This window comes from Burkholderia aenigmatica (assembly GCF_048627025.1).
GTDB classification, from domain to species: domain Bacteria; phylum Pseudomonadota; class Gammaproteobacteria; order Burkholderiales; family Burkholderiaceae; genus Burkholderia; species Burkholderia aenigmatica.
This window is the reverse complement of record NZ_CP184470.1, coordinates 1112596-1137521: the sequence shown is the minus strand read 5'-3', so window position 1 is coordinate 1137521 and position 24926 is coordinate 1112596. Positions and strand designations below refer to the sequence as shown.

The following is a 24926-nucleotide window of genomic DNA, read 5'->3' as shown; positions in this document are numbered from 1 at the left end:
CTCACTCGTTGCAGGAATCAGCAGATATGCACACGTCCGGATCGCTCTACGGATTTCTCGTCATCGGCGGCATGCTCGCGGTCACGCCCGGGCCGAACATGGTCTACGTGATGTCGCGCTCGATTGCACAAGGACGCACGGCGGGGCTCATTTCACTCGGTGGCGTGATGATCGGCTACCTGTTCTACATGTTCGGCGCGGCGTTCGGCATCACGACGCTGTTCATGAGCGTGCCCTATGCGGGCAGCGGGCTGGCCGTGGTCGGTGCGGCGTACCTGTTGTATCTGGCGTGGCAGGCCGTCAGGCCCGGCGGCCGTTCGCCGTTCGAAGTGCAGGCGTTGCCCAGCGAGCGGCCGCTTCGACTGCTGGCGATGGGCGCGACGACCAGCGTGCTGAATCCGAAGCTCGCGATGCTGTTCATTTCGTTGCTGCCGCAGTTCATCGACTACGGGAGCGGCAGCGTGCTCGGGCAATCGCTGTTTCTCGGTTCGCTGCTGATCGCCGCGTTCGCTTCCGCGAACGGGCTGGTGGCGATCTGTTCGAGCAGCATCGCGAAGTTCCTGCATGGGCGCCCGACGCTGCTGCTCGCACAGCGCTGGGCGATGGGGCTCGTGCTGGGTGGGCTTGGCGTGCAGATGGTGGTCGATGCGTCGAAGATGGCGGGGGTGGCGTAACGGTCGCGAGCGCGCCCCTGAAGCGGAGCGGCCCGCCGCCGCATCACGCGGCAACCGCCTGCCGCTGCGCCTCGAGTTCGCGCACGAGCGGCAGCACGCGCTTGCCGAAGTACTCGACTTCCTCGATGAAATGCAGGAACCCCGCGAGCACGAGATCGACGCCGATCGCCTTCAGCGCGACGATCCGCTCGGCGATCTGCTGCGGCGTGCCGATCAGGTTCGTGCGGAAGCCGTCGTTGTACTGCACGAGATCCTCGAACGTCGATTTCGCCCAATTGCCCTCGCCTTCCGGCGACGCGCTGCCGGCCTGCTTCACCGCATCGCCGAACGCATGCACGGCCTCGACGTGCGCGTGCCGGATGATGTCGTCGAGCACCGCCTTCGCCTCTTCCTCGGTATCGCGCGCGATCACGAACGCGTTGACGCCGATCCGCACCCGATGGTTGTTCGCCGCCGCCTTCGCGCGGATGTCGTCGATCTGCGCCTTCAGGTTCTCCGGTGTATTGCCGTTCGTGAAGTACCAGTCCGACACGCTCGCCGCATTGTCGCGCGCCGCCCGCGAGCTGCCGCCCTGGAAGATCTCCGGATGCGGCTTCTGCAGCGGCTTCGGGCTCAGCGTGTAGTCGTTGAAGCGGTAGAAGTCGCCCTTGAACGTGAAATTGTCCTGCGTCCAGATGCCCTTCAGTGCCTGGATGAATTCCTTCGAGCGCCGATAGCGTTCGTCGTGCTCGAGCCACGGCTCGCCGATCGCGGTGAATTCGCCCTTGAACCAGCCGCTCACGACGTTGATCGCGATGCGCCCGTTCGAGATGTGGTCGATCGTCGCGAGCTGCTTCGCGACCACGGCCGGATGCCACGGCCCCGGCAGGATCGCGGCGAGCACCTTGAGCGTCGTCGTCGCGTGCAGCAGCGCCTGGCTGAACGACACCGACTCATGCTGGTATTCGGCGCCGTAGCCGGCCGTGAAGCGGATCTGGCTCAGCGCGTAATCGAAGCCGGCCGCTTCGGCCGTGCGCGCGAGCTGCTGGTTGTATTCGAGGCTCCAGTCGGTGCGCTGCTCGATCGTGCTGACGACGAGGCCGCCGCTGACGTTCGGCACCCAGTAGGCGAACTTGACGCCGTCGGCGGAAGGATCGGTATGGCTCATGAGTGTGTCCTGGTCGAGAGAGAAAACGCAGGCGGCCTACGCGGCCGCGACGGAAAGCGCATGCGGGCGCAGTTGCGGCACCGCGCGATCGACGGCGAGCGCGATACGCGCGCGCAATGCCGGGTTCGCGATCTGGTACTGGTCGAAATCGCTTTCGGATGCGTACACGCCGATCGGCAGCGTGCGGGCCTGGAAGAAGCTGAACAGCGGGCGGAGCTGATGGTCGATCACGAGCGCATGACGCTCGCTGCCACCGGTGGCCGCCAGCAGCACGGGCACGTCGATCAGCGCTTCGTGATGCACGAGGTCGAACAGGTGCTTGAAGAGGCCCGTGTACGACGCGCGATACACGGGGCTCGCGACGACGAGCGCATCGGCCGTCTCGATCGCGCGGATCTGCGCGTCGAGGTCGGCCGGTACCTGCTTGCGCGTCAGCGCGCCGGCCAGCCGGCCGCCGATCTCGCAGAGTTCGATCAGCCGCGTGTCGATCGGCAGCGCGGCGCCGAGTGCCGCGACGATCGCGTCGGTCAGCACCCGCGTGCGCGACGGCCGTTGCAGGCCGCCCGAGATCGCGACCACGTTGAGGGTGTTGCTCATCGGTTGCATTCCCATTGTCGAGTCGGGTCCCGACGCACCCGTCACGTCATGGGTCAGCAAGGAGCGTGCCATTTCGACGATCGCGACGAAAAACGATCGTCTGCATGACGAAATGCATTGCGATCGACGGCATGTCGCAGCGATTCCGTCGATTGCGGCACGTTGATAAGCCTGCCAGCCGCGCCATCACATCCATATTCCGCAGCGCGATGAACCGGGGGAAACAGCGCTGCTGATGCGCTGCTGCGTGATCAGCAGCGCAGTGCGCGCCAAGCACGTTTTTCCGTTCCGACACGGATTCCGGCAGGCACGCGGCGTCCGCTTTCCGCGTTCATGCGCCCGCGCGACGCATCGCATCCCTGCGGTAGCGTCGGCATGGCTGCTGCATCGTCACTTTGCATGCCGCCGATCGCTGCGCCGCACGACCTCGCCGCGCGCGGCTGCGTCCAGAGCAGCAATCCGGCATTGGTTATCAGAAATCGATGTTTCCGGCGTTGCACAAAACGATGAACACTCTGCTGATCACGCAGCACCCGGTCAGCAACGCCCATCGCGACCTGACCGTTTTCGTGCAGCGACCCGACGCATTCATCGCCATGACCTCCATTTCCGTATCGCCCCGCGCGGAAAGCCTGCGCGTCGTCACGCCGCCCCGCGACGAACCGGCGCCCCCTGACGCCCTGCAGATCGCCGAGCGCCTGGCGGCCGGCTTTGCCCGCACCGCGGCCGAGCGCGACGAGCAGGGCGGCACGCCGAAGGCCGAGCGCGACCAGTTGCGCGACAGCGGCCTGCTCGCGCTGAGCATCCCGGCCGCCTACGGCGGCTTCGGCGCGAGCTGGCGCACGACGCTCGACGTCGTCCGCGTGCTCGCGGCCGCCGACAGTTCGCTCGCGCACGTGTTCGGCTTCCATCACCTGATGCTCGCAACCGTGCGGCTGTTCGGCGCGCCCGCGCAGTGGGAATCGTGGTTCGAGCGCACCGCGCGCCAGCAGTGGTTCTGGGGTAACGCGCTGAATCCGCTCGACGCGCGCACGGTCAGCCGCTCGCGCGGCGCATGGCACGAATTCAGCGGCCAGAAGAGCTTCTGTTCGGGGGCGCTCGATTCGCAGATGCTGATCGCGTCCGCGCACGACGCCGACACGCGCGCGTTCCTGATCGCCGCCGTGCCGACGCAGCGCAGCGGCATCTCGATCGCCGACGACTGGAACAACATCGGCCAGCGCCAGACCGACAGCGGCACGGTCACGTTCGAGCAAGTGCGCGTCGAGGATCACGAACTGCTGACGGACCCCGGCCCGCTGTCGACGCCGTTCGCGTGCCTGCGCCCGCTCGTCGCGCAGCTCGTGCTGACGAACGTGTATCTCGGCATCGCCGAAGCCGCGTTCAACGACGCGCGGCACTACACGCTGCACGAGGCACGGCCGTGGCCCGGCGCGCAGGTCGCGAGCACCGGCGACGATCCGTACATCCTCGGCCAGTACGGCGAATTCTGGGTTGGGCTCGAAGCCGCCCGCGTACTCGCCGATCGCGCGGCGGACCGCCTCGATGCCGCGTGGGCGCGCGATGCGGCGCTCACGCATGCGGAGCGCGGCCAGGTTGCGCTCGCCACGGCAGCCGCGAAGGTGTCGGCCGCGCGCACCGGGCTCGATCTCTGCACCCGCATGTTCGACGTCGCCGGTGCTCGCGCGACGCACGGCGCGCTGCGGCTCGACCGGCACTGGCGCAACCTGCGCACCCATACGCTCCACGACCCGCTCGCCTACAAGATTCGCGAGATCGGCGAATGGGCGCTCAAGCGAACCTATCCGACGCCGGGCTTCTACTCGTGAACCACTCCCCTTCCGATGCGTGGCCCGACGCCGCGCCCGTCCTCACGCTGCCCGACCGGCCCGCGCTCGCGACGTCCATTCGTGCCCGCGCGCAGGTGTTCGTCGATCCGCGCTCGGTCGCGCTGCTCGAACGGATGCGCCTGGTCGCGCCGAGCGACGCAAACGTGCTGATCGTCGGCGAGACCGGCACCGGCAAGGAACTGATCGCGCGACACGTGCACGGCCTCAGCCGCCGCAGCAACGGGCCGTTCGTCGCGGTGAACTGCGGCGCGTTCTCCGAAACGCTCGTCGAGAGCGAACTGTTCGGCCACGAGAAAGGCGCGTTTACCGGCGCGTTCAGCGCGAAGCCCGGTTGGTTCGAAGCCGCGAACGGCGGCACGCTGTTTCTCGACGAGATCGGCGACCTGCCGCTGTCGATGCAGGTCAAGCTGCTGCGCGTGCTGCAGGAGCGCGAGGTCGTGCGGCTCGGGTCGCGCACGGGCGTGCCGATCGACGTGCGCGTGGTCGCCGCGACCAACGTCGATCTGCAGCAAGCCGTCGCGAACGGACAGTTTCGCGGCGACCTGTTCTACCGGCTCAACGTCGTGCAACTCGCGGTGCCGACGCTGCGCGAACGCCCGGGCGACATCCTGCCGCTCGCGCGCCACTTCTTCGACGACTACCGGAGCCGCCTCGGCTACGGGCCGCGCAGCATCGACCCGCACGCCGAGCGCCGGCTCGAGGCTCATGGCTGGCCCGGCAATATCCGCGAACTCGAAAACGTGATCCACCACGCGTTGCTCGTGAGCCACCACGACGCGCTGCAGGAGGCCGACCTGCACATCACGTCGCCGGTCCTGCCGGCGACCGCCACGACCCCGCCGGAGACGGCCGCCGGCGCGCAGGCCGCGCTCGAACGCGCGCTGCGCGACCTGTTCGACGAGGATCACGGCAACCTGTTCGAACGCATCGAGGACACCGTGATGCGTGTCGCGTTCGAATTCAGCCACCGCAACCAGATCCAGGCCGCGCGTCTGCTCGGCATCAGCCGCAACGTGCTGCGCGCGCGGCTGATTCGCGCGAAGGAAATTGCGGCGATGAAGTAGCCGCGTATGGGAGCGCGCCGCCACCCCGCTCCGGTGCGATCGCGCCGCGATCCGTGCAGCAACGTCCGAACCTGATGTATCGTGGCGCGAAGCGTGCGCCGCGTCTCGCCCCTGCATACGGTCATCCCATAGATGGCCGCCTGCCCCCGGCGACAGCGCGCCCGCACGATCCTCCGCAACACGAAAGGCCGTCCGGCGCCCGTGCAGGCCCGGCCGAGCCTCGTTCACCCGTCCGGAATCCGTCGCCATGAAAAAGCTTGTCAACCGCCCGTCCGATGTCGTGCGAGAAATGCTGGAAGGCATCGCACGGCAGTCGCCGCATGTCGCGATCCTCGGCGACGAGCACGTGCTCGTCCGCCAGCCGCTGCCCGAGCCGGCACAGCGCGCCGTCGCCGTCCTCTCCGGCGGCGGCAGCGGCCACGAGCCCGCGCACGGCGGCTACGTCGGCGAAGGGATGCTGAGCGCGGCCGTCTGCGGCGAAGTGTTCACGTCGCCGTCCACCGACGCCGTGCTCGCCGCGATCCGCGCCAGCGCCGGCCCGAACGGCGCGCTGCTGATCGTGAAGAACTACACGGGCGACCGGCTCAATTTCGGGCTCGCCGCCGAGCTCGCGCGGGCCGAAGGCATTCCGGTCGAAACGGTCATCGTCGCCGACGACGTCTCGCTGCGCGGCCGCGTCGAGCGTGGCCAGCGGCGCGGGATCGCCGGCACCGTGCTGATCCACAAGCTCGCCGGCGCGGCCGCCGCGCGCGGTCTGCCGCTCGCCCGCGTCGCGGCGATCGCGCGCGACGCGGCGGCCGAGCTCGGCACGATGGGTGTCGCGCTCGACGGCTGCACGATCCCGGGCGCCGACAAGTCGGGCTTCAGCCTCGCCGATCACGAGATCGAGCTCGGCCTCGGCATCCACGGCGAGAAAGGCGTCGAACGCCGCGCGCCGCTGCCGGCCGATGCGCTGGTCGACACGCTGCTGTCGAGCATCGTCGCCGATCTCGTGCTCGACCGCGGCGAGCGGGTCGCGCTGTTCGTCAACGGCCTCGGCGCGACGCCCGACATGGAACTCGCGATCGTGCTGCGCGCCGCGTACGACAACCTGCACCGGCGCGGCATCGTCGTTGCGCGCGCGTGGGCCGGCACGTTCCTGTCGGCGCTGAACATGCCCGGCTGCTCGATCTCGGTGCTGCGGCTGAACGACGAACGCGCGGTGCTGCTCGACGCGCCGACGCAGGCGCGTGCATGGCCGGGCGGCGGTGCCGTGAATACGCAGATCCGCGTGGCCGCGGCCGCTGCGCAGGAAGCACCGCTGCCGCCGCTCGATGCGGCCGGCCGCGCGTGGGCGGCGCGCCTGCAACCGGCGCTGCACGCGGTCGCGCAGACGCTGATCGATCACGAGCAGACGCTGACGGATCTCGATGCGGCGGCCGGCGACGGCGATCTCGGCGCGAGCATGCTGCGCGCCGCCCAGGCAATCCTCGCACTGCCGGAAGCCGCATGCGGCACGCCGGCCGGCGCACTTGCGGCGCTCGGCGCCGCGTTGCGCCGCGCGATCGCCGGCAGTTCGGGGCCGTTCTATGCAACCGCGCTGCTGCGCGCGTCGCGCCGGCTGGCCGATATCGCCGAGCCATCGGCACGCGACTGGGCCGCGGCGTTCCGCGGCGCGGTGGATTCGATCAGCGAACTGGGCGGCGCACACGCCGGCGACCGGACGATGCTCGATGCGCTGGTACCGGCCGTCGCGGCATTCGAGCGTGCGCTCGACAACGATCGCGATCCCGCCGGCGCATGGGCGGCCGCGGTCGAAGCCGCCGAGCACGGTGCGCAGGAAACGGCACGCATGACGCCGCGCGCGGGGCGCGCGAGCTATCTCGGCGAACGCGCGATCGGCACGCCGGACGGCGGCGCGGTGGCGGTGTCGTATTGGGTGCGTGCGTTACAGACGCACGTCGGGTGAAGCGTGAAGGTTGAAGGCGCGGAGCGCGCCTTCAATGCATCGGCACGCGTGACGTCACGTAGCGTCACGTGCCGATGCCGCGAATCGCCGCGATGCGGGCGGCGTCACCTCCGCCGACTCCGCCTCGAACCGTCCGCACTCCATCAGCGCGTTTTCGTCCGCCCGGGCAACAACGCCGCGCCGACCGACGCCGCGCCGAAGCTCGCGAGCCAGCACCAGTAGCCGATCGCATCGAGATGCACGGGTTCGACGTCCCCTGCTTCGTTGACGGCGATCTGGTGCTGCGTCAGGAAGCTCAATCCGAACAGCAACGCCAGTCCGGCCAGCACGACCGCCTGGGCGCGGTAGCGCTTCGCCGTCAGCAGCCAGGCGGCGAACACGAGCGGATTCGCAAGCCATGCATAGATCCCGCCAAGCACGCCCATCCAGCCCGTCAACAGCACTTGCCAGCCGTCGGCCCACGGATGCGGAACGGGCGCGCCGGTACGGAACGGCGCGGTGAACATGGCGACCAGATAGCACAGCACGCTGATCGCGAGCAGCACGGTCGTGGCACGGCCCATCGGCGGGCGAACGGGTGCAGTGGCGGGGATCGATGTGTTCATGGGCGGGGCGGGTGCCCGGCGTCGCAACGCGCCGCCGGAAACGCTCGATGCGGGTCGTTCAGACGCCTTCGACCAGCACGGCGCGATAGCGCGCGCCCTTGAAACGGTGCTGGGCGACGGTCTGGTATTCGGGGCCGTGATACCACGCGTGCGCGGCTTCCTTCGACGGGAACTCGACGATCACGACGCCTTCCGGGCCTTCGCCCTCGAGCGTTTCCTGCGCCCCGTAGGCCGCGAGCACCTTCACCGGATGCCCGGCGAGCGTCGCGCCGACCTTGTTCTGGTAGAGGTCGAATTCTTGCGGGTCCTGCATGCTTTCACGTGTAAACACAATGTAGGTGGCCAAGATACGTGCTCCTGATGCGATGCGTGGAAGGTGGACGGGCCGGCCGCAGGACGATACGCGACCTGCTCGCAGCTTACAGGGGTTTGCCGACGAACGTCGGGGCCCGCCCAGGTGCACGCCCGGGCGGCAACAGCGTGCGGCAACGCCCATCCGCTGACGGATCGTGCCACATCGCTGATGAACGAACTGGCGCCCGTTACGCCAGGGTTGCGGTGGCCTGCATCGTCAGCCAGCCGTCGCGATCCTTCGCCCACAGCTCGATCGAATTGCCGTCGTCCGACGGCTTGCCGCACAGCGTGAACGGCTCCCCGTCGAAGGTCGGACGCACCGCGCGGAACGCGAAGCTCGCGAGCGTCGCCCCGGGCCGTTCGCGATGCACGAGATCGACGAGCAGCGTCGCGATCAGCGGGCCGTGCACGACGAGCCCCGGATAGCCTTCCTCCTGCGTCACGTAGCTGCGGTCATAGTGGATGCGGTGACCGTTGAAGGTCAGCGCCGAATAGCGAAACAGCAGCACGGCGTCGGCCGTGACCGTGCGCGACCACGTTTCGCCTGCCGGCGCCGCGATCGGCTTCGGCGCGGGGGCGCCCGGCTGCGGCGCATCGCGATAGACGATGTCGTGCTCTTCCTCGACGCACAGCGCGCCGTCGCACTCGATCCGGTGCTGCACCGTCACGAATACGAGCCGGCCGCTGCGGCCCGTCTTGTCCTCGAGGTTCGCGATCGTCGATTCGCGCGTCGCGCGCCGCCCCGTGCGCAGCGGTGCATGGAACGTCAGGCGGCCGCCGGCCCACATGCGGCGCGGCAGCGGCACGGGCGGCAGGAAGCCGCCGCGCTTCGGGTGGCCATCGGGGCCGAGTTCGGCCAGCGGCGCGACCGGCAGGAAATACAGCCAGTGCCACATCGGCGGTACCACGTCGCCAGGCGACGGACGGTCGAGCGTGGCGGCCAGCGCGTTCAGCGGGAACGCGGTGATGTCGTCGCCGAGCGTTTCGGTCTTGCCGAGCCACGCGTCGAGCGATGCCGGGGCGGGGGGCTGCGAGGATGAGATAGACACGTGCGAAGTCTCCGGGATGCTTGCAACGGTCCCAATATGCACGCCACGCGCCGTTTCGCGAAGCCGGATTTCCCGAACCCCGGCTTCCGATCTGCCTGACCCGCCGGACGACTTTCGTCTGACCATTCGATCGCGGCCGCCGCGCGCACCGCCGGTGCCGTCAACCTTACAGCTTGACCATCCCCGGCACGCCGCCTAAATTGCTTCAAACAGGCTGGCCGTGCCGTGAGCGACGTGTCATGCGGGTGACAAAAACGATAGTTTGCTATCGAATTATTTTGCCCCTATCATCTCGCCCATGACCAATCTGCACGACCTCCGCCTCGCCGTCAGCAGCCTGCTCGTGCTGTCCGCGCGCAAGTGGCGCCGCACCAGTGACGGCGTGCTGAACGCGTACAACGTGTCCGAAGCGTGCGCGACGCCGCTGCTGATCGCCGGCCGCCTCGGCGAAGGCGTGCGGCAAGGCACGCTCGCCGAACACGTCGGCATCGAGGGGCCGTCGCTCGTGCGCCTGCTCGACCAGCTGTGCGCGGCCGGCCTCGCGCGCCGCGACGAGGATCCGCACGACCGCCGCGCGAAGACGATCTCGCTGACGACCGCCGGCCGCGCGGTCACCGCGAAGATGGAAGAAGACCTGCGCGCGCTGCGCGCCCAGGTGCTCAAGGGTGTCACGCGCGCCGACCTCGAAGCGACGCTGCGCGTGCTCGACGCCTTCAATGCATCCGAGTCGCACACGCCCGCCGCGCGCGCGTCCCACACCGGCAACGCCACGTCATGACCTATCCGAGCCTGCGCGACTGGCTGTTCTCGGGCAAGACGTTCGCCGCGTCGATGCTGGCGCTGTACCTCGGCCTGTATTTCCAGTTGCCGCGCCCGTACTGGGCGATGGCGAGCGTCTACATCGTGTCGAACCCGTTCGTCGGCGCGACGCGCTCGAAGGCGCTGTATCGCGCGCTCGGCACCGCGCTCGGCGCGGCCGCCGCGATCTTCTTCGTGCCGCCGTTCGTCGAGACGCCGCTGCTGTTCGCGATCATCGTCGCCACCTGGTGCGGCACGCTGCTCTACCTCGCGATCTCCGACCGCACCGCGCGCAGCTATGTGTTCATGCTCGCCGGCTATACGATGCCGCTGATCGCGCTGCCGACCGTCACCGATCCGTCCACCGTGTTCGACGTCGCGATCGCGCGCACCGAGGAAATCGTGCTCGGCATCGTGTGCGCGAGCGTGGTCGGCAGCGCGATCTTCCCGAACCGGCTCGCGCCGACGCTGATCGAGCGCACCGACGCGTGGTTCAAGGATGCCGCGTTCTACGGCCGCGAAACGCTGTCCGGGCACATTGCCGGCAAGGCGCTGTCCGCTTGCCGGCAACGCCTCGCGGCGACCATCACGGGTCTCGAATTTCTGCTGAGCCAGCTGAGCTACGACCATGCGCATCCGCGCATCCTCGCGCGCGCGCAGGCGCTCGCGGGCCGCATGCAGCTGTTCCTGCCGCTGATGTCGTCGCTCGCCGATCCGTTGATCGCGCTGATGCGTGACCTGCACATCCGGCCGGCCGGGCTCGACGAGCTGCTCGCCGATGCCGCGAAATGGTTCGACGCGCCGCTGCCGGCCGTCAGGGCCGGCAGCGACGGCGACCTGACCGACGACCCGGTCGCGGAACGCCTGCGCGAACGCATCGTCGCGCTGCAGCCGGGCGACGATGCACTGACGAGCTGGGACGGCGCCCTGCTGTCGAATGCGCTGTGGCGGCTGCGCCAGGTCATCGACATCTGGCAGGACTGCCGCTCGCTGCGCGCGCTGATCGGCAACGAAGCGGGCGTCTGGCAGCCGCGCTACCGGCACTGGCGGCTCGGCGGCACCGAGCGCTTCTTCGATCGCGGGATGATGCTGTTCTCGACGCTGACCGTCGTCGCCGCGATCGTGTTCGCGAGCTGGCTGTGGATCGCGTCCGGGTGGCACGACGGCGCCGCGGCCGTCACGCTCGTGGCCGTGTCGTGCAGCTTCTTCGCCGCGCTCGACGAGCCGGCGCCGCTGGTGTTCAAGTTCTTCCTCGCGACGACCGCGAGCGTCGTGTTCGCGGGCCTGTACCTGTTCGTCGTGCTGCCGCACGTGCACGATTTCCCGATGCTCGTGGTGATGTTCGCGGGCCCGTTCATCCTGATCGGCACCCTGCTGCCGCGCCCGCAGTTCAACATGGTGACGATGCTCGTCGCCGTGAACACGGCCACCTTCATCAGCATCCAGGGTGCGTACGACGCCGATTTCTTCGTGTTCCTGAACAGCAACCTCGCGGGCGTCGCCGGGCTGCTGTTCGCCTATGTGTGGACGCGTGCGACGCGGCCGTTCGGCGCGGAACTCGCGGTGCGACGCCTGCTGCGCTCGGGCTGGGAAGATGTCGCGCGCTCCGCGTCGACGCAACCACTCGACGACCAGCGCAACCACGCGTCGCGGATGCTCGACCGCGTCACGCATCTGCTGCCGCGCCTCGGCGCGTCCGACGACCATCGCCATCCGTCGATCGAGAGCTTCCGCGACCTGCGCATCGCACTGAACGCGCTCGACCTGCGCCGCGCGCGCCGCAAGCTGTCGGGCGACATGCCCGATGCGATCGACCGCGTGCTGGCCGGCGTCACCGACCACTACACGCGCTGCGCCGCCGCGAACGCGCGCCAGCCGGCGCCGCCCGCGCTGCTTGAGACGATCGACGATGCGCTGCAACGCGTCGCGGGCCGCAACCTGCCGGGCGCCACGCAGGCGGAAGACGGCGCGGCGCCCACGGCGCCGGCCACGCCCGCCACGCATCGCCGGCTGCGCGACACGCTGCACGCGCTGGTCGGCCTGCGCCTGTCGCTGTATCCGGCCGCGGCGGGGCAACCGCCGCAGGCGTCGGACGGGGCACGCGCATGATCCCGCTTTTCCATCCGTCTTTCCGACCGCGACCATGATCGGCGAAATCGACATCTTCGGCGTATTCGTGCCGGCCCCGCTCGTGCTGATGCTGATCGCCTACCTGATCAACATCGTCGTGCGCGCCGTGCTCGAGCGCGTCGGCTTCTACCGCCTCGTCTGGCACCGTTCGATCTTCGACCTCGGCATCTACGTGTTCGTGCTTGCCGCCGTCGTGATCGTTTCCCACCATCTCGTGGCTACCTAACGTGAAAAAAACCTGGCTCTCGGCAGGGCAAATCCTGCTCACCCTGATCGTCGTCGTCGTGGCTGCCGTCGTGCTGTGGCGCATCGTCAACTACTACATGTTCTCGCCGTGGACCCGCGACGGTCACGTGCGCGCCGACGTGATCCAGGTCGCGCCGGACGTCGCGGGCCTCATCACGTCGGTGCAGGTCGCCGACAACCAGGAGGTCAAGCGCGGCCAGGTGCTGTTCGTGATCGACCAGGCCCGCTACACGCTCGCGGAACGGCTCGCCGAAGCCACGCTCGCGCAGCGCCGCGCGACACTCGCCCAGGCGAAGCGCGAATATGCGCGCAACCTGCAGCTCGGCAACCTGGTCGCGAGCGAGCAGGTCGAGGAAAGCCGCACGCGCGTCGAACAGGGCGAAGCCGCCGTCGCCGACGCGCAAGTGTCGCTCGATACCGCCAAGCTGAACCTGCAGCGCACGACGATCGTCAGTCCCGTAGACGGCTACCTGAACGACCGCGCGCCGCGCGTCGGCGAATACGTACCGGCCGGCCGCGCGGTGCTGTCGGTGGTCGACCGCAATTCGTTCCGCGTCGACGGCTACTTCGAGGAAACCAAGCTGCGCGGCATCCACATCGGCCAGCCGGTCGACATCATCGTGATGGGCGAGCCGCATACGCTGCGCGGCCATGTGCAGAGCATCGTCGCCGCGATCGAGGATCGCGACCGCACGCAGGGCGCGAACCTGCTGCCGAACGTGAACCCGGCATTCAGCTGGGTGCGGCTCGCGCAGCGCGTGCCGGTGCGCGTCGTGCTCGACGAGGTGCCCGACGATTTCCGGATGATCGCGGGCCGTACCGCGACCGTGTCGATGCGCGAAGCCGACACGCGCCGCCACGACAACGCGAAGCCGGCAGGCGGCGCGTCGGCGGCGGCCGCCATCCCGGCATCGGCCGTCGCGCCGGTATCGACGGCTTCCGGCACGGCCGCCAGCGCAGCAGGAGCATCGCAATGAAACGGCACGGTCTGCGCCTCGCCGCGACGCTCGCGCCGCTTGCGCTCGCACTCGGCGCGTGCAAGTCCGTCGGCCCCGATTACACGCTGCCGCAGCAGGCCTACGTGAATGCGCCGCTCGCGAACCATGCGCTCGACGATGCGAACGGCACGCTCGTGTCGCGCGACGCCGTACCCGGGAACTGGTGGCAACTCTACGACGACCCCGTGCTCAACGGGCTCGTGCGCGATGCACTGAAATCGAACACCGACCTGCGCGTCGCCGCGGCCAACCTCGCGCGCTCGCGTGCGGCGCTGGAAGTCGCGAACCAGCAGGGCGGCTTCTCCGGCGGCGCTGAAGCCGCCGTGCAGCGCGCGCAGGAATCGGCCGAGCAATACCTGCTCGAGAACAAGCTGCCGGTCGTCAACGAAGGCACGGTCGGCATCAACGTGTCGTACGAAATCGACCTGTTCGGCAAGCTGCGGCGCGGCGTCGAAGCCGCGCGCGCGGACAGCGACGCCGTCCGGGCCGCCGGCGACCTGGCGCGCATCACGGTCGTCGCCGACGTCGTGCGCGCCTACGTCGAATCGTGTTCGGCCGGCGACGAGCTGGCCGTCGCGAAGCAGTCGCTCGCACTGCAGAAGCAGCGCGTCGCGCTGTCGCAGCGGCTGCGCGATGCCGGGCGCGGCAACCAGACCGACGTGACGCGCGGCGTGACACAGGTGCGCACCCTCGCCGCCGATATCCCGCGCTTCGAAGGCCGCCGCAAGGTCGCGCAGTACCAGCTCGCCGCGCTGCTCGCGCGATCGCCGGCCGACCTGCCGAAAGCCGTTGCCGAATGCGAGCACCTGCCGAAGCTGCGCCAGCCGATTCCGATCGGCGACGGCGCCGCGCTGCTGCGCCGCCGCCCCGACGTGCGCGAAGCCGAGCGGCAACTCGCTGCCGCGACCGCGCGTATCGGCGTGGCGACCGCCGCGCTGTACCCGTCGATCAGCATCGGCGCGTCGGCCGGCTCGGTCGGTGTCGCCGCCGACCTGTTCTCGTCCACGACGAATCGCTGGTCGTTCGGCCCGCTGATCAGCTGGTCGTTCCCCGTCAACGGCCAGCGTGCACGGGTGCGCGAAGCCGAAGCCGCAACGGGCGGCGCGCTCGCGCACTTCGACGGCGTCGTGCTGAACGCGCTGCGCGAAACGCAGTCGAGCCTCGCGACCTACGCGGCCGACGTGCAGCGCACGGAAGCGCTGCGCACGGCCTACGAATCGGCGCGCAATTCCGCCGACGAAACGCACCGCCTCTATCTGGCCGGCCGCGAGTCGTTCATCTCCGATCTCGACGCGACGCGTACGCTGACGAGCGTGCAGGCACAGGTCGCAGCGGCCGAAGGCCAGGTCGCGGCCGACCAGGTGCGGCTCTTCCTCGCGCTTGGCGGCGGGTGGGATGACGATGCGGCGGCCGACGCATCGAAGCCGATGTCGAGGCAGGCGCCGGCAAGCGATGCATCGGCGGCCTCGGCCGCCGTTACCGCAGCCGAGTAACCCGCCGACGAAGACCTAGAAACGCGTCTGCAACCCCACGCGCGCCAGCAGCTGATTCGGGCCGCTGGCGGTGCCGTTCGGGTCGATGATGCCGCTGACGAGTGCCTGCGCGTTGGCGTTCGCGCGCTGGTACACGGCGACCGCGTAGACGGTGGTCCGCTTGGAGAGAAAGTAGTCCACCGACGCGCTCAGCTGGTGCGCGTGATTGTTCTCGAGATACGCGTTGCCCTTCATGTACATGTAGCTCGCCCCGAGCTCCAGCGCGGGGGTGACGAGGAACGTCGCGCCCAGCTCGCCCTGGGCGATCGCCCCGCCGTTCGCCCCGTTGCGCACGGTCGTGACGAGCGCGCTGGTCGCGAGCCGGCCGAAATCGTAGCGCGCGCCGACGCCCCAGTTGCGGATGCCGACCTGCGGCCCGCCCGGCTGCAGATACTTGACTTCGGTGAACGCGGCGGCGGCGCCGAACGCGCCGTGATCGTAATTCAGGCCGGCACTGACGCTGTTTCCGCTTCCCATCGATCCAGGCACGCCACCGAATCCATACATCGCGCCCATTCGGAAACCGAAAATGGATGGCGACTGATACTTGACCGAGTTCGCGACCGTCTGGCCGGACATCCGGTCCCAGTCGAACTGCGCCGCGTACGGCGGGTTGTACGGAAGCGCGATTTTCTGGAACGGGCCCGCGCGAAAATCGTACAGGCCACCGACTGCAAACGCCGCATCGGTACGGCCGAAGAACAGCGAGTCGATCATGAAGTCGTACTGGTTACCGAACTTGATCGACCCGAACCGGTTGTCGGTCAACCCGACCCATGCGTTGCGCCCGAAGAGGCCTTTGCCGGGCGGCTGGATCGCCCCCGTTCCGACCGCAATCTGGCTGACGAGATCGAAGACCGCGTGCGTGCCGCCACCGAGATCCTCGTCCCCCCGGATACCCAGCAGATTGGGCGCCATGATGCCGTCGTCGAACTTCAGGGTGCCGTGCCCACCCGAATTGCTGACGTAGGTGATGCCCGCATCCAGAAAACCATACAGCGTAACGCTGCTACCCGTTCCCGCCTGAGCGTCGTGCACGCATGCCGATGCGCCCAGGGCAATTCCCATCCAGACCACACTTTTCATTGCTCGTCTCCATTGACCTGATTTCCAGTTTATTTAGTTATATTGATTATTATTTGCGTACTGCCGCATCGAATCGATGCGTGCCGGCATGCGTGAACGCATCCCGCGGGTGCCGGCGGTGCCTGTCCGGCGTGGACAGGCACGACTGCCTCGCGATCGAACCGCTATCGGGCGGCGGAACGCGTGTTGAGAAGATCCAGCGCGACGTCGACGATCATGTCCTCCTGCCCGCCGACCATCCGGCGCTTGCCGAGTTCGACGAGAATATCGACCGTCTTCAGCCCGTACTTCCGTGCTGCCGCTTCCGAGTGGCGAAGGAAGCTCGAATAGACGCCGGCGTAGCCGAGCGCGAGCGTCTCGCGATCCACCCGAACCGGCCGATCCTGCAACGGGCGGACGATGTCGTCGGCCGCATCCATCAGCAGGTGAAGATCCGTGCCGTGATGCCAGCCCAGACGCTCGGCTGCCGCGATGAACACTTCGAGCGGCGCATTGCCCGCGCCTGCCCCCATGCCGGCAAGACTCGCATCGATCCGGTCGCAGCCTTCCTCGACGGCGACGATCGAGTTCGCGACGCCAAGACTCAGGTTGTGGTGCGCATGCATGCCCGTCTGCGTATCGGGGTTCAGCACGGCCTTGATCGCGCGGAAGCGGTCGCGCACGTCGTTCATGTTCATCGCGCCGCCGGAATCGACCACGTAGATGCAGGTCGCGCCGTAGCTTTCCATTTTCTTCGCCTCGACGGCCAGCCGGTCCGGCGTCGTCATATGACTCATCATCAGGAAGCCGACCGTGTCCATGCCGAGTGCGCGCGCATGCTCGATGTGCTGCTTCGAGATATCGGCCTCGGTGCAGTGGGTCGCGACACGCACGACGCGTGCGCCCGCATCGTATGCGGCTTTCAGGTCGTGGATCGTACCGATGCCCGGAATCAGCAGCGTCGCGATCTTCGCGTGCGTGACGACCTCCGCCGCGGCCGCGATCCATTCGGGATCGCCATGCGCGCCGAACCCGTAGTTGAAGCTCGATCCTTGCAGGCCGTCGCCATGCGCGACCTCGATGCTGTCGACCTTCGCGGCATCGAGCGCGCGGGCAATCGCCTGCACGTCGTCGAGCGAATACTGATGCCGGATCGCATGCATGCCGTCGCGCAACGTGACGTCGGAGATATAGAGTTTCTTGCTCATGCTGAAGGTCCCGTTACGCGCTCGCGCGCTGCAGCGATTGCGCCATGCGCTCGGCGGTCGCGAGCGCGGCGGACGTCATGATGTCGAGATTGCCCGCGTACGCCGGCAGGTAATGCGCCGCACCTTCGACCTCGATGAAGATCGAGGTCTTCAGCCCGCTCATGCGGCCGAGGCCCGGGATATTGAGCGGTGCGGAGGCCGGGATCACGTCGAACTGCACCGCCTGCTTCAGTCGATAGCCCGGCACGTACGCCTGCACCGCACGGGCCATCTCGTCCACCGACGCGGCGATCCGCGCCTCGTCGGCCGGCTCCGACAGCACGTAGACGGTGTCGCGCATCATCACCGGCGGCTCGGCCGGATTCAGGATGATGATGGCCTTGCCGTGCGCCGCGCCGCCCACCGCTTCAATCGCCTTCGACGTCGTCTCGGTGAATTCGTCGATGTTCGCGCGCGTGCCGGGCCCGGCCGACTTGCTGCTGATCGACGCGACGATCTCCGCGTAGTGCGCTTTCGCGACGCGCGACACGGCCGCGACCATCGGAATCGTCGCCTGGCCGCCGCAGGTCACCATGTTCACGTTCGGCGCGTCGAGATGTGCGTCGAGATTGACGACCGGGACACAGTACGGACCGATCGCCGCGGGGGTCAGGTCGATGCAGCGAATGCCGGGCTTCAGCGCGCGCAGGAATGCGTCGTTCTTCACATGCGCGCCGGCCGACGTCGCATCGAACACGAAGTCGATGTCGTCGAACACCGGCAATCGCGCCAGGCCCTCGACGCCCTCATGCGTCGTCGCGACGCCGAGGCGTGCCGCACGCGCAAGGCCGTCGGACGCCGGGTCGATGCCGACCATCGCGGCAACGTCGAGATGCTGGGCATGCCGCATGATCTTGATCATCAGGTCGGTGCCGATATTGCCCGAGCCGATGATCGCGGCCTTGAGTTTCGGATGACTCATGAAAATCCTCAATCGATGAAAGTCGCGCGCACGTCGCCGAGGCCGGCGACATGCGCGACGAACGTGCCGGCGGACCGGACGGCGACCATCGGCCCGAGCGCGCCGGTCAGGATCACGTCGCCCGCGCGCAACGGCGTGCCGAGCCGCACCATCCGGTCGGCGAGCCACGCGGCCGCGTTCAGCGGATTGCCGAGGCAGGCGGCGCCGTTGCCGCGCGACAGCACGCTGCCGTCCGACGACAGCGTCATCTCGCAGCCGGCGAGATCGACGTCCTTCAGCAGCACGGGCCGGCTGCCGAGCACGAAGCGTGCGCTCGACGCGTTGTCCGCGACGGTGTCGACGAAGCGGATGTCCCAGTCGGCGATCCGGCTGTCGACGACCTCGATCGCCGCCAGCGCATAGGCGCACGCACGCTGCAGGTCGGCGAACGTGTGCTTCTCGTGCACGAGGTCGTGCTCGAGCACGAGTGCGATCTCCGCTTCGACCTTCGGCTGGATCAGTTGCGACAGTCGCATCGGCTCGGCATCGCCGGCCGCCATCGACGCGAACAGCGTGCCGAAATCGGGCTGGTCGACGCCGAGTTGCCGCTGCACCGCGAGTGACGTCAGGCCGATCTTGCGCCCCACGATGCGCTCGCCGTTGCGGACCCGCAGGTCGGCGTTGGCTTGCTGCACCGCATACGCGACCGCACCGTCGTCGGTTGCGATCTCGTCGCGCACCGGCGCGGTCGCCCGGCATTGCGCCTCCGCGTGGCGAAGGCGCGCGGCCAGCGTGTCGACTACTGTGGAATCAGCCATCTCCAAGGTTCTCCTGCACTCGGTCGGCGGTGGATAGGAAGCGCGCGTGCCCATCAGGCGTTCGCGATGAAATCGGCGACCAGGCGGTTGAACTCGTCCGGATGCTCGATCATTGCCCAGTGCCCGCAGCGGTTCAGCAGCACGAGACGCGAATCCGGAATGTTCGCGAGCAGATACAGCGACGTCTCGAACGACACGACGCGATCGTCGCGGCCGTGGATCAGCAGCGTGGGCGTCTTGATCGCCGGCAGCAGTTCGGGCTTCACCCACTTCGGCAGCGGCGCACCGGCCGGCAGGCCCGCCACGTAGTTGCTCAGGTGTTCGGGGCGCAGCAGCGCGGCATCCGAGCGTGCCTGGCACAGTTCCGGCGTCGCGAAACGCGCCTTGTCGTACACCATGATCTCCACCAGCCGGCGCATGTGTTCCGGCGACGGATCGCGGTACGCCTGGATCAGCACCTTGAGCCCTTCGGACGGGCCGTCGCCCGCGCCGAACAACGTCGGCATGCGGCCGACCGGCGGCCCCATCGTCACGAGGTGCGTGATGCGTTCCGGATGCTCGGTCGCGAGCCGCAGCGACGTCTGTCCTCCCATCGAATTGCCGACGAAGGCGGCCCGCTCGATGCCCAGCGCATCCATGAACTGGATCGCCGCGTCGACATGGTCGAGCTGCTCGACCGTCGCCGAATCGGATTGCCCCCAGCCGGGCATGTCGACGGCATACACGTGGAACTGCTTCGCGAGGGCCTCGATATTGCCGCTGAAGTTGCTCCACCCCGTCGCGCCCGGGCCGCTGCCGTGCAGCAGGATCACGGGATGACCGCTGCCGGCCTCGTGGTAATGGAGTTGCCAGTCCCGCGTCTTGACGGTGCGGCTGGTCTGAGCCTGAGTAAGCGCCATGATGGTTCCTTTCCCGAAAGTGATTGAGGTGTGTCGCAGCGACGCTGCGGTCGCGCCCGAGCGGGGGCATCAGCCGCGCAGCAGGTCCGCGACGACATGCGGAGGCCGGTGCCCCCAGGTACTGAGCCGGTCGAGGTGCTGAACTTCCCAGCTGGATTCGTCGATGACGAGCCCGCCCCAGCCGAACTCGACATTGAAGCCCGACGGCGTACGAACGTAGAAGCTGAACATCCGGTCGTTGGGGTGCATGCCGAGGCTCATCTCGAGCGGCTGCTTCGCTTCGAGGCAGCGGTCATGCGCGAGCCCGACGTCGCCGAGATCGGCGGCCTCGATCATGAAGTGATGCATGCGCTTGCCGAACGGCATGTTGGCGAACGCGACCGTGTGATGCCGCGGGTTGCAGCGCAGGAACGCCACGCTGGCGACGATGCCCGGCGCCACTTCCTCGTCGATGACGTCCGTCGTGCGGAAGCCGAGCAGTCCGTACCAGTCGACGAGCACGCGGCGGTCCGCGCCGTTCTCGATCAGCACCTGATGACCCGCGCCGATTCCACCGGTGACGAAACGCGACACGCGTTGCGGAGACTGGAACGGCGTATCGGCCGCGGCCAGCCCGACATAGAGTTCGACGCGGTTGCCCAGCGGATCGGCCGTCACGGCGAGGCGGCGAACCGACCGTTGCGCGCACAACTGCGCGTCGCCTTCGACGACTTCGGTGCCGGCTTCGCGCAGCCTGCCGACAATCGCATCGAGATCCGCGTCCGTTGCGCAACCGAAACCGGTGAATGCGAGATCGTCGGCACGGCCCCGGACGATGATCCAGCGATGCGCCGCGTCGTCCATCCGCAAGCTCAACATGTCGTCGGTGCGGCGGCCGACCTGCATGCCGAGCAGGCCGGTGGCGAAGCGTTCCCACGCGGCAAGGTCGCTTGCCTCGATGCCGACGTATCCGAGTTCCGTCACTGTACTCATCCTGCTCTCCTTCATTGATTCGTCCCGCATCGGCTGACGGTGCGATCGGGTACGGCGAGGCCGCTCACATCGGCGGCCGCGACGAACCGGTCCGGGCGCAGCGCGACCGCGCGCGCGCCGAACTTGCGCAGCCACGGCTGCAGCACGCCGTCGAGATCGACGAATTCGTCGGGCCCCTGCGTATGCTCATGTTGCTGGCGCACGGCGACGTAGCGCGCGCCCAGCCGGTCCCATGCCGCCTTTTCGTCGTCGCTGAGCAGGCTGGCCGGATCGACGTCGTCGCCGAGGAGCACGAAACCGTCACCCAGCAGGTCGTCCAGCCGCGCCATCGCGCCGCGGTTGTCGCCCACCACCGGCTGCGGCACCATCCGACCGACGACGCTCTCGCCGCCGAGCGGGCCGCGCAGCCATCCGGCCGCGAGCACGGGGGGCGCAATCAACGGCGGCTCGGGCGCATCCGGGCCGGGCGGCACGGCCAGCGCGGCCTGCTCGTCTTCCGTCAGTTCCTGTTTGATGATGCGACCGAGCTGAACGGCGAGCTGCGTGTAGAACGTCGCGTTCGGCCGGCGTTCCGTCTCGTAGGTATCGAGAAAATCTTCGGACAACGTACCGTTCAGCACACCAGAAAGTTTCCAGCCGAGATCGAAGGCATCGCGCATGCCGGTCTGCATGCCGGCGCCGGCCCATGGCGGCATCAGGTGCGCGGCGTCGCCGGCGAGAAACGCACGGCCGGCGCGCCAGGTATCGGCCATGCGCGTGTGATGCCGGTAGAACGCGTACTGATGGATCTCGACGTCGTCCTCGCTCACGCCGAGCGCCTTCAGCAGCGGCCAGACCTGCTCGTGGGTCGCGAAATCGGCCTCGCTTTCGCCGGGCTTGAGCGGCAGTTCCCAGCGATGATTGCCGCCGGACAGCGCGATATCGACCACGGGCCGTTCCTTGTCGGACCAGAAGGTCAGCAGGTTGCGATCCGGCCACCAGCGCTTCACGCGGCAGTCGATCACGATCCATTGCACGTCCAGCGTATCGCCGAGCAGCTTGATGCCCAGCATGCCGCGCGTCGCGCTGCTCCCGCCGTCGCATCCGATCACGTAGCGCACGCGCGTGTCGTTCGTTTCGCCGGTGGCCGTATTTCTCGTGCAGACGGTGACGCCCGTGTCGTCCTGCGTCAGCGAGACCACCTCGAAGCCGTAGCGCACGTCGATCTCGCGTTCGTACTTCGCCGCGCACTCACGCAATGCCGCTTCCATCGTCGGCTGATAGATGTTGAAGAAGCGCGGCTTGATGCCGAGCGTCGACGGCGGGTGTTCGATGCGCATGATCTCGGTGCCGTCGTAGCGCATCCAGCGCAGCGCGCGCTGAGGATCGATGTGCTTCAGCACCGCCTCGTCGACGCCGAGATTCTGGAAGATCCGCATCGTCCAGTCGTTGACCGTCACCGCCCGCGCCCGCGGGTAGATCTCGCGATGCCGTTCGAACGCCACGCAGGAAATGCCGTGCCGGGCCAGCGTGAGCGCGGCGATGACGCCGGTCGGACCATAGCCAACGATCGCAACGTCGGCGTCGTACTCGTGAGTCATGGGTTGTCTCCTTCTCCTGTAGTGCGTTCGCCACGCGGTGTGACGGTTCACGTCTTCGATGAACGGATTGTACCGATAGGTCCAAAACTGAAAATCTAGGGAAAACGCGTATTGGACCAATCGGTCCAATACTCGGGGAGCGTATACTTTTGGAATGGACAATCCACAACAAATCGGTAACCGGCGCGGTCAGAAATCGCGCCAGGAAATCCTCGACGCGGCGGCCCGCGTCATGTCGGCCTATGGCTATGCCGGCACATCGATGTCGGCGCTGGTCGAAGCGACCGGCATCCCGAAGAGCGCGATCTACCATCACTTCGGTTCCAAGGCAGGCTTGCTCGCGGAAGTCATGGCGCAAGGCGCGCACGGTTTCTTCGACGCGATGCGCAATGCGCACGAGAACCCGCCCGACGGCACGCCGCGCGAGCGGCTCGGCTGGTATCTGCAGAAGACCGGCGAGGTCTTCCTGCACCGCGAGAATTTCCTGCGCCTGCTGTTCGTGATGGTCATGAGCAACGAGGCGGCGGAGCCGGAAGCGATGCAGACCGTCGTCGACGTGCGCACCGAAGGCCGCGACTACATGCGCGAGATGATTCGCAACGCGTTCAGCCAGGATGGCAAGGGCATGACCGCCGCCACCGCGGATGATCTCGCGTACTTCGGCATGATGGGTTTCGACGGCGCCTTCGTCTCGTTGCAGTCGGGCGATCCGAGATCGATGACAAAACACATGGCGCAACTGACCGATGCGCTCGTCGCGCTGGGCGAGGCTCGGGTCACTCCGGCCCGCAAGGCAGCGGCGCCGCGCGGCACGTCGAAGCGCGGCTAGGCGCAGTCAGGCGCGCTGGCCGCGAACGGGCAGACGCTTCGCGCCGTCCCGCAGTGCAGCATGCGGCGCGGAACGACCGTGACGCCGCCGTTCTATTCACCGGGCGGTGCGCACGAGACCACTCCGGGCTCACCAGCGGCTTCCGACGGGCGGACCACCGGGCAAGCACACGAGCGTTCGCCACCCGAATGTCGGGCATCGCAAACCCGAGCCGCATTTCGCCGGCTATTGACGGTAAACTCGTCCGCAATTCCCGTCTTCTACCCACCGCCCGCCGGGCGGCTCATTTTCCGGAGATTCATCATGCGAACCAGCGCCCGCAACCACTTCGCCGGCCAGGTCAGCGCCGTCAAGACCGGTGCCGTCAACGACGAAATCACGCTCCGCACGCAGGACGGCCTCGACATCGTCGCCGTGATCACCCACGGCAGCGCGGCTTCACTGGGCCTCGCGGCCGGTTCGAAAGCATTCGCACTCGTGAAGGCGTCGTCGGTCATCGTGATGGTCGACGTCGACAGCAGCAAGGTGTCGGCCCGCAACTGCGTCGCGGGCACCGTATCGTCGGTCGTGAAAGGCGCGGTCAATTCGGAAGTCGTGATCAAGGCCGCGGGCGGCGCCGAGATCGTCGCGATCGTCACCAACGACAGCGTCGATCGCCTCGGCCTCGCGAGCGGCTCAGCGGCATCCGCGATCTTCAAGGCATCGAGCGTGATCGTCGGCGTCGAGTAAACGGGTGACGATCGCGATGGCGATCCGTTTGGCACCGCTCATTCACACGAATCGCGTCATGCGGCTGTCGGGCCGGTGCGCACGATGACCGCCGCGTTCGATCACGCGCAACAACGGGCGCTGGCGTCGCTGCTGTCCGCGGCGGCCGGCGCCGACACGCCCGATGCGCGCCTGTTCGGCGCGCTCGTTACGGCACGCGCGCGCCGCAACGAACTCGGGCTGCTCGGCCTGTCTCACGCACAGCTGGCCGGCCTGCTGGCACGGCAGTTTCCGCGCCTGCCTGCGGCCGATGCCGCGGCACTCATGACGGTGGCCGCAGTCGCACTGCTGCCCTCCACCCACGCGACGTTCGTCGCGACGCTGCACGCGCAGCTGATGGACGACGCGAATCCCGCCGCCGACCGCGACGACGCCGGTTGTCTCGCGTCGATCATCGCGCACGCATGCCTGCGCCCCGATCATCTGTGGCGCGATCTCGGGCTCGACGGGCGTGATGCGGTATCCGCGATGCTCGATCACTATTTCCCCGCGCTTGCCGCGCGCAACGTCGCTCACCTGCGCTGGAAGAAATTCCTCGCACAGGAGGTGGCCGCGGCGCTCGATGTGCCGCCGGGCCCTGCCCCCGGGTGCCCGGGCTGCGAGGATTTCGGCTTCTGTTTTCCCCACGCGCGATAGTCACCACGACGGCCCGTGCCGCCCATGCGATTCGCCGCATCGCCATCCGGAGCAACCGCGTTGACCGACGGCCGACGCGCGATTTCGAAGTCACCACCGGCTTCTACGAAGAACCGGGATTCGCTGAAACCTGACGCGACGACGGCGGGATGATCCTCAAGCACGGTGACCTGTCGCCGGCATGCTTTCCGCACCCCGAACGCGAACCGGCGATGAGCG

Annotated in this window: 24 protein-coding genes; 12 read left to right on the top strand and 12 right to left on the bottom strand. The window is 68.1% G+C overall.

What is annotated here, in order from left to right; genetic code table 11:
- Positions 1-26: 26 nt before the first annotated feature.
- Positions 27-674: a LysE family translocator gene (locus ACN8ZM_RS37475; RefSeq protein WP_089454607.1), complete on the top strand. Its 648-nt coding sequence runs from the start codon at positions 27-29 to the stop codon at positions 672-674.
- A gap of 43 nt (positions 675-717) precedes the next feature.
- Here the strand turns inward: ACN8ZM_RS37475 and sfnG are convergent, their stop codons facing one another.
- Both sfnG and msuE read right to left on the bottom strand, forming a co-directional pair.
- Positions 718-1821 (bottom strand): dimethylsulfone monooxygenase SfnG, encoded by a 1104-nt coding sequence (gene sfnG / locus ACN8ZM_RS37470; protein WP_420212985.1) that lies wholly within the window; start codon positions 1819-1821, stop codon positions 718-720.
- Between the two features lie 36 nt (positions 1822-1857).
- Positions 1858-2418, bottom strand: a complete 561-nt coding sequence (msuE, locus tag ACN8ZM_RS37465) for an FMN reductase (protein WP_420212984.1) — start codon at positions 2416-2418, stop codon at positions 1858-1860.
- 506 nt (positions 2419-2924) lie between these two features.
- On the opposite strand from msuE, the gene ACN8ZM_RS37460 reads away from it, so the two are divergent.
- The 3 genes from ACN8ZM_RS37460 to ACN8ZM_RS37450 all read left to right on the top strand — a co-directional run bounded on the left by ACN8ZM_RS37460 (position 2925) and on the right by ACN8ZM_RS37450 (position 7280).
- Entirely contained in the window at positions 2925-4247 is a 1323-nt protein-coding gene (locus tag ACN8ZM_RS37460; protein ID WP_420212983.1) for an acyl-CoA dehydrogenase family protein, read from the top strand.
- Complete coding sequence (locus ACN8ZM_RS37455; RefSeq protein ID WP_420212982.1) at positions 4244-5332, top strand: sigma-54 interaction domain-containing protein; 1089 nt, start codon at positions 4244-4246, stop codon at positions 5330-5332. Before ACN8ZM_RS37460 ends, ACN8ZM_RS37455 begins: the two co-directional genes overlap by 4 nt.
- Before the next feature lie 247 nt (positions 5333-5579).
- Complete coding sequence (locus tag ACN8ZM_RS37450; protein ID WP_420212981.1) at positions 5580-7280, top strand: dihydroxyacetone kinase family protein; 1701 nt, start codon at positions 5580-5582, stop codon at positions 7278-7280.
- A 143-nt stretch (positions 7281-7423) separates the two neighbouring features.
- On the opposite strand, the gene ACN8ZM_RS37445 is transcribed toward ACN8ZM_RS37450, so the two are convergent.
- The 3 genes from ACN8ZM_RS37445 to ACN8ZM_RS37435 form a co-directional block, all read right to left on the bottom strand.
- Positions 7424-7885: a hypothetical protein gene (locus ACN8ZM_RS37445; protein WP_143331234.1), complete on the bottom strand. Its 462-nt coding sequence runs from the start codon at positions 7883-7885 to the stop codon at positions 7424-7426.
- A gap of 58 nt (positions 7886-7943) precedes the next feature.
- Positions 7944-8231 (bottom strand): DUF1330 domain-containing protein, encoded by a 288-nt coding sequence (locus tag ACN8ZM_RS37440; RefSeq protein ID WP_301767612.1) that lies wholly within the window; start codon positions 8229-8231, stop codon positions 7944-7946.
- A 196-nt stretch (positions 8232-8427) separates the two neighbouring features.
- Entirely contained in the window at positions 8428-9288 is an 861-nt protein-coding gene (locus ACN8ZM_RS37435) for an FAS1-like dehydratase domain-containing protein (protein ID WP_420212980.1), read from the bottom strand.
- A gap of 298 nt (positions 9289-9586) precedes the next feature.
- Between ACN8ZM_RS37435 and ACN8ZM_RS37430 the strand changes: the two genes are divergently transcribed.
- Genes ACN8ZM_RS37430 through ACN8ZM_RS37410 form a run of 5 tightly spaced genes read left to right on the top strand, consistent with a single transcriptional unit; the run spans position 9587 to position 14953 of the window.
- Positions 9587-10066: a MarR family winged helix-turn-helix transcriptional regulator gene (locus tag ACN8ZM_RS37430; RefSeq protein ID WP_420212979.1), complete on the top strand. Its 480-nt coding sequence runs from the start codon at positions 9587-9589 to the stop codon at positions 10064-10066.
- Positions 10063-12195: an FUSC family protein gene (locus ACN8ZM_RS37425; protein ID WP_420212978.1), complete on the top strand. Its 2133-nt coding sequence runs from the start codon at positions 10063-10065 to the stop codon at positions 12193-12195. Before ACN8ZM_RS37430 ends, ACN8ZM_RS37425 begins: the two co-directional genes overlap by 4 nt.
- Positions 12196-12229: 34 nt before the next feature.
- Positions 12230-12442, top strand: coding sequence for a DUF1656 domain-containing protein (locus ACN8ZM_RS37420; RefSeq protein WP_039369242.1), 213 nt, complete (start codon positions 12230-12232; stop codon positions 12440-12442).
- A gap of 1 nt (position 12443) precedes the next feature.
- Complete coding sequence (locus tag ACN8ZM_RS37415; RefSeq protein ID WP_420212977.1) at positions 12444-13439, top strand: efflux RND transporter periplasmic adaptor subunit; 996 nt, start codon at positions 12444-12446, stop codon at positions 13437-13439.
- Positions 13436-14953, top strand: coding sequence for an efflux transporter outer membrane subunit (locus ACN8ZM_RS37410; protein WP_420212976.1), 1518 nt, complete (start codon positions 13436-13438; stop codon positions 14951-14953). Before ACN8ZM_RS37415 ends, ACN8ZM_RS37410 begins: the two co-directional genes overlap by 4 nt.
- A gap of 15 nt (positions 14954-14968) precedes the next feature.
- Here the strand turns inward: ACN8ZM_RS37410 and ACN8ZM_RS37405 are convergent, their stop codons facing one another.
- The 7 genes from ACN8ZM_RS37405 to ACN8ZM_RS37375 all read right to left on the bottom strand — a co-directional run bounded on the left by ACN8ZM_RS37405 (position 14969) and on the right by ACN8ZM_RS37375 (position 22474).
- Entirely contained in the window at positions 14969-16060 is a 1092-nt protein-coding gene (locus ACN8ZM_RS37405; RefSeq protein ID WP_420213327.1) for a porin, read from the bottom strand.
- Between the two features lie 182 nt (positions 16061-16242).
- On the bottom strand, positions 16243-17265 hold the full coding sequence (dmpG, locus tag ACN8ZM_RS37400) for a 4-hydroxy-2-oxovalerate aldolase (RefSeq protein ID WP_420212975.1): 1023 nt from the start codon (positions 17263-17265) through the stop codon (positions 16243-16245).
- A gap of 13 nt (positions 17266-17278) precedes the next feature.
- Positions 17279-18226 (bottom strand): acetaldehyde dehydrogenase (acetylating), encoded by a 948-nt coding sequence (locus ACN8ZM_RS37395; RefSeq protein WP_420212974.1) that lies wholly within the window; start codon positions 18224-18226, stop codon positions 17279-17281.
- An 8-nt stretch (positions 18227-18234) separates the two neighbouring features.
- Positions 18235-19023 (bottom strand): fumarylacetoacetate hydrolase family protein, encoded by a 789-nt coding sequence (locus ACN8ZM_RS37390; RefSeq protein ID WP_420212973.1) that lies wholly within the window; start codon positions 19021-19023, stop codon positions 18235-18237.
- A 53-nt stretch (positions 19024-19076) separates the two neighbouring features.
- On the bottom strand, positions 19077-19922 hold the full coding sequence (locus ACN8ZM_RS37385; protein ID WP_420212972.1) for an alpha/beta fold hydrolase: 846 nt from the start codon (positions 19920-19922) through the stop codon (positions 19077-19079).
- Between the two features lie 69 nt (positions 19923-19991).
- Positions 19992-20894 carry a VOC family protein gene (locus tag ACN8ZM_RS37380; protein WP_420212971.1) on the bottom strand — a complete coding sequence of 301 codons (903 nt, stop codon included), beginning with the start codon at positions 20892-20894 and terminating at the stop codon, positions 19992-19994.
- An 11-nt stretch (positions 20895-20905) separates the two neighbouring features.
- Positions 20906-22474, bottom strand: coding sequence for a bifunctional 3-(3-hydroxy-phenyl)propionate/3-hydroxycinnamic acid hydroxylase (locus ACN8ZM_RS37375; protein WP_420212970.1), 1569 nt, complete (start codon positions 22472-22474; stop codon positions 20906-20908).
- Between the two features lie 154 nt (positions 22475-22628).
- Here ACN8ZM_RS37375 and ACN8ZM_RS37370 point away from each other — a divergent pair, with 154 nt between their 5' ends.
- The 3 genes from ACN8ZM_RS37370 to ACN8ZM_RS37360 all read left to right on the top strand — a co-directional run bounded on the left by ACN8ZM_RS37370 (position 22629) and on the right by ACN8ZM_RS37360 (position 24707).
- A complete protein-coding gene (locus tag ACN8ZM_RS37370) occupies positions 22629-23303 on the top strand; it encodes a TetR/AcrR family transcriptional regulator (RefSeq protein WP_051890049.1) in 675 nt (224 codons plus the stop codon).
- Positions 23304-23606: 303 nt separating this feature from the next.
- Positions 23607-24032, top strand: a complete 426-nt coding sequence (locus tag ACN8ZM_RS37365; protein ID WP_043185362.1) for a TOBE domain-containing protein — start codon at positions 23607-23609, stop codon at positions 24030-24032.
- An 84-nt stretch (positions 24033-24116) separates the two neighbouring features.
- Positions 24117-24707, top strand: coding sequence for a nitrogen fixation protein NifQ (locus tag ACN8ZM_RS37360; RefSeq protein ID WP_420212969.1), 591 nt, complete (start codon positions 24117-24119; stop codon positions 24705-24707).
- Positions 24708-24926: the final 219 nt, after the last annotated feature.

Coding starts and splice junctions, on each gene's coding strand:
- ACN8ZM_RS37410 (WP_420212976.1), top strand. CDS start 13,436: ATGAAACGGCACGGTCTGCGCCTCGCCGCGACGCTCGCGCCGCTTGCG.
- ACN8ZM_RS37405 (WP_420213327.1), bottom strand. CDS start 16,060: ATGGGAATTGCCCTGGGCGCATCGGCATGCGTGCACGACGCTCAGGCG.
- ACN8ZM_RS37475 (WP_089454607.1), top strand. CDS start 27: ATGCACACGTCCGGATCGCTCTACGGATTTCTCGTCATCGGCGGCATG.
- ACN8ZM_RS37375 (WP_420212970.1), bottom strand. CDS start 22,474: ATGACTCACGAGTACGACGCCGACGTTGCGATCGTTGGCTATGGTCCG.
- msuE (WP_420212984.1), bottom strand. CDS start 2,418: ATGAGCAACACCCTCAACGTGGTCGCGATCTCGGGCGGCCTGCAACGG.
- ACN8ZM_RS37430 (WP_420212979.1), top strand. CDS start 9,587: ATGACCAATCTGCACGACCTCCGCCTCGCCGTCAGCAGCCTGCTCGTG.
- ACN8ZM_RS37390 (WP_420212973.1), bottom strand. CDS start 19,023: ATGGCTGATTCCACAGTAGTCGACACGCTGGCCGCGCGCCTTCGCCAC.
- ACN8ZM_RS37425 (WP_420212978.1), top strand. CDS start 10,063: ATGACCTATCCGAGCCTGCGCGACTGGCTGTTCTCGGGCAAGACGTTC.
- ACN8ZM_RS37420 (WP_039369242.1), top strand. CDS start 12,230: ATGATCGGCGAAATCGACATCTTCGGCGTATTCGTGCCGGCCCCGCTC.
- ACN8ZM_RS37380 (WP_420212971.1), bottom strand. CDS start 20,894: ATGAGTACAGTGACGGAACTCGGATACGTCGGCATCGAGGCAAGCGAC.
- ACN8ZM_RS37395 (WP_420212974.1), bottom strand. CDS start 18,226: ATGAGTCATCCGAAACTCAAGGCCGCGATCATCGGCTCGGGCAATATC.
- ACN8ZM_RS37450 (WP_420212981.1), top strand. CDS start 5,580: ATGAAAAAGCTTGTCAACCGCCCGTCCGATGTCGTGCGAGAAATGCTG.
- ACN8ZM_RS37445 (WP_143331234.1), bottom strand. CDS start 7,885: ATGAACACATCGATCCCCGCCACTGCACCCGTTCGCCCGCCGATGGGC.
- dmpG (WP_420212975.1), bottom strand. CDS start 17,265: ATGAGCAAGAAACTCTATATCTCCGACGTCACGTTGCGCGACGGCATG.
- ACN8ZM_RS37385 (WP_420212972.1), bottom strand. CDS start 19,922: ATGGCGCTTACTCAGGCTCAGACCAGCCGCACCGTCAAGACGCGGGAC.
- ACN8ZM_RS37460 (WP_420212983.1), top strand. CDS start 2,925: ATGAACACTCTGCTGATCACGCAGCACCCGGTCAGCAACGCCCATCGC.
- sfnG (WP_420212985.1), bottom strand. CDS start 1,821: ATGAGCCATACCGATCCTTCCGCCGACGGCGTCAAGTTCGCCTACTGG.
- ACN8ZM_RS37370 (WP_051890049.1), top strand. CDS start 22,629: ATGGACAATCCACAACAAATCGGTAACCGGCGCGGTCAGAAATCGCGC.
- ACN8ZM_RS37360 (WP_420212969.1), top strand. CDS start 24,117: ATGACCGCCGCGTTCGATCACGCGCAACAACGGGCGCTGGCGTCGCTG.
- ACN8ZM_RS37365 (WP_043185362.1), top strand. CDS start 23,607: ATGCGAACCAGCGCCCGCAACCACTTCGCCGGCCAGGTCAGCGCCGTC.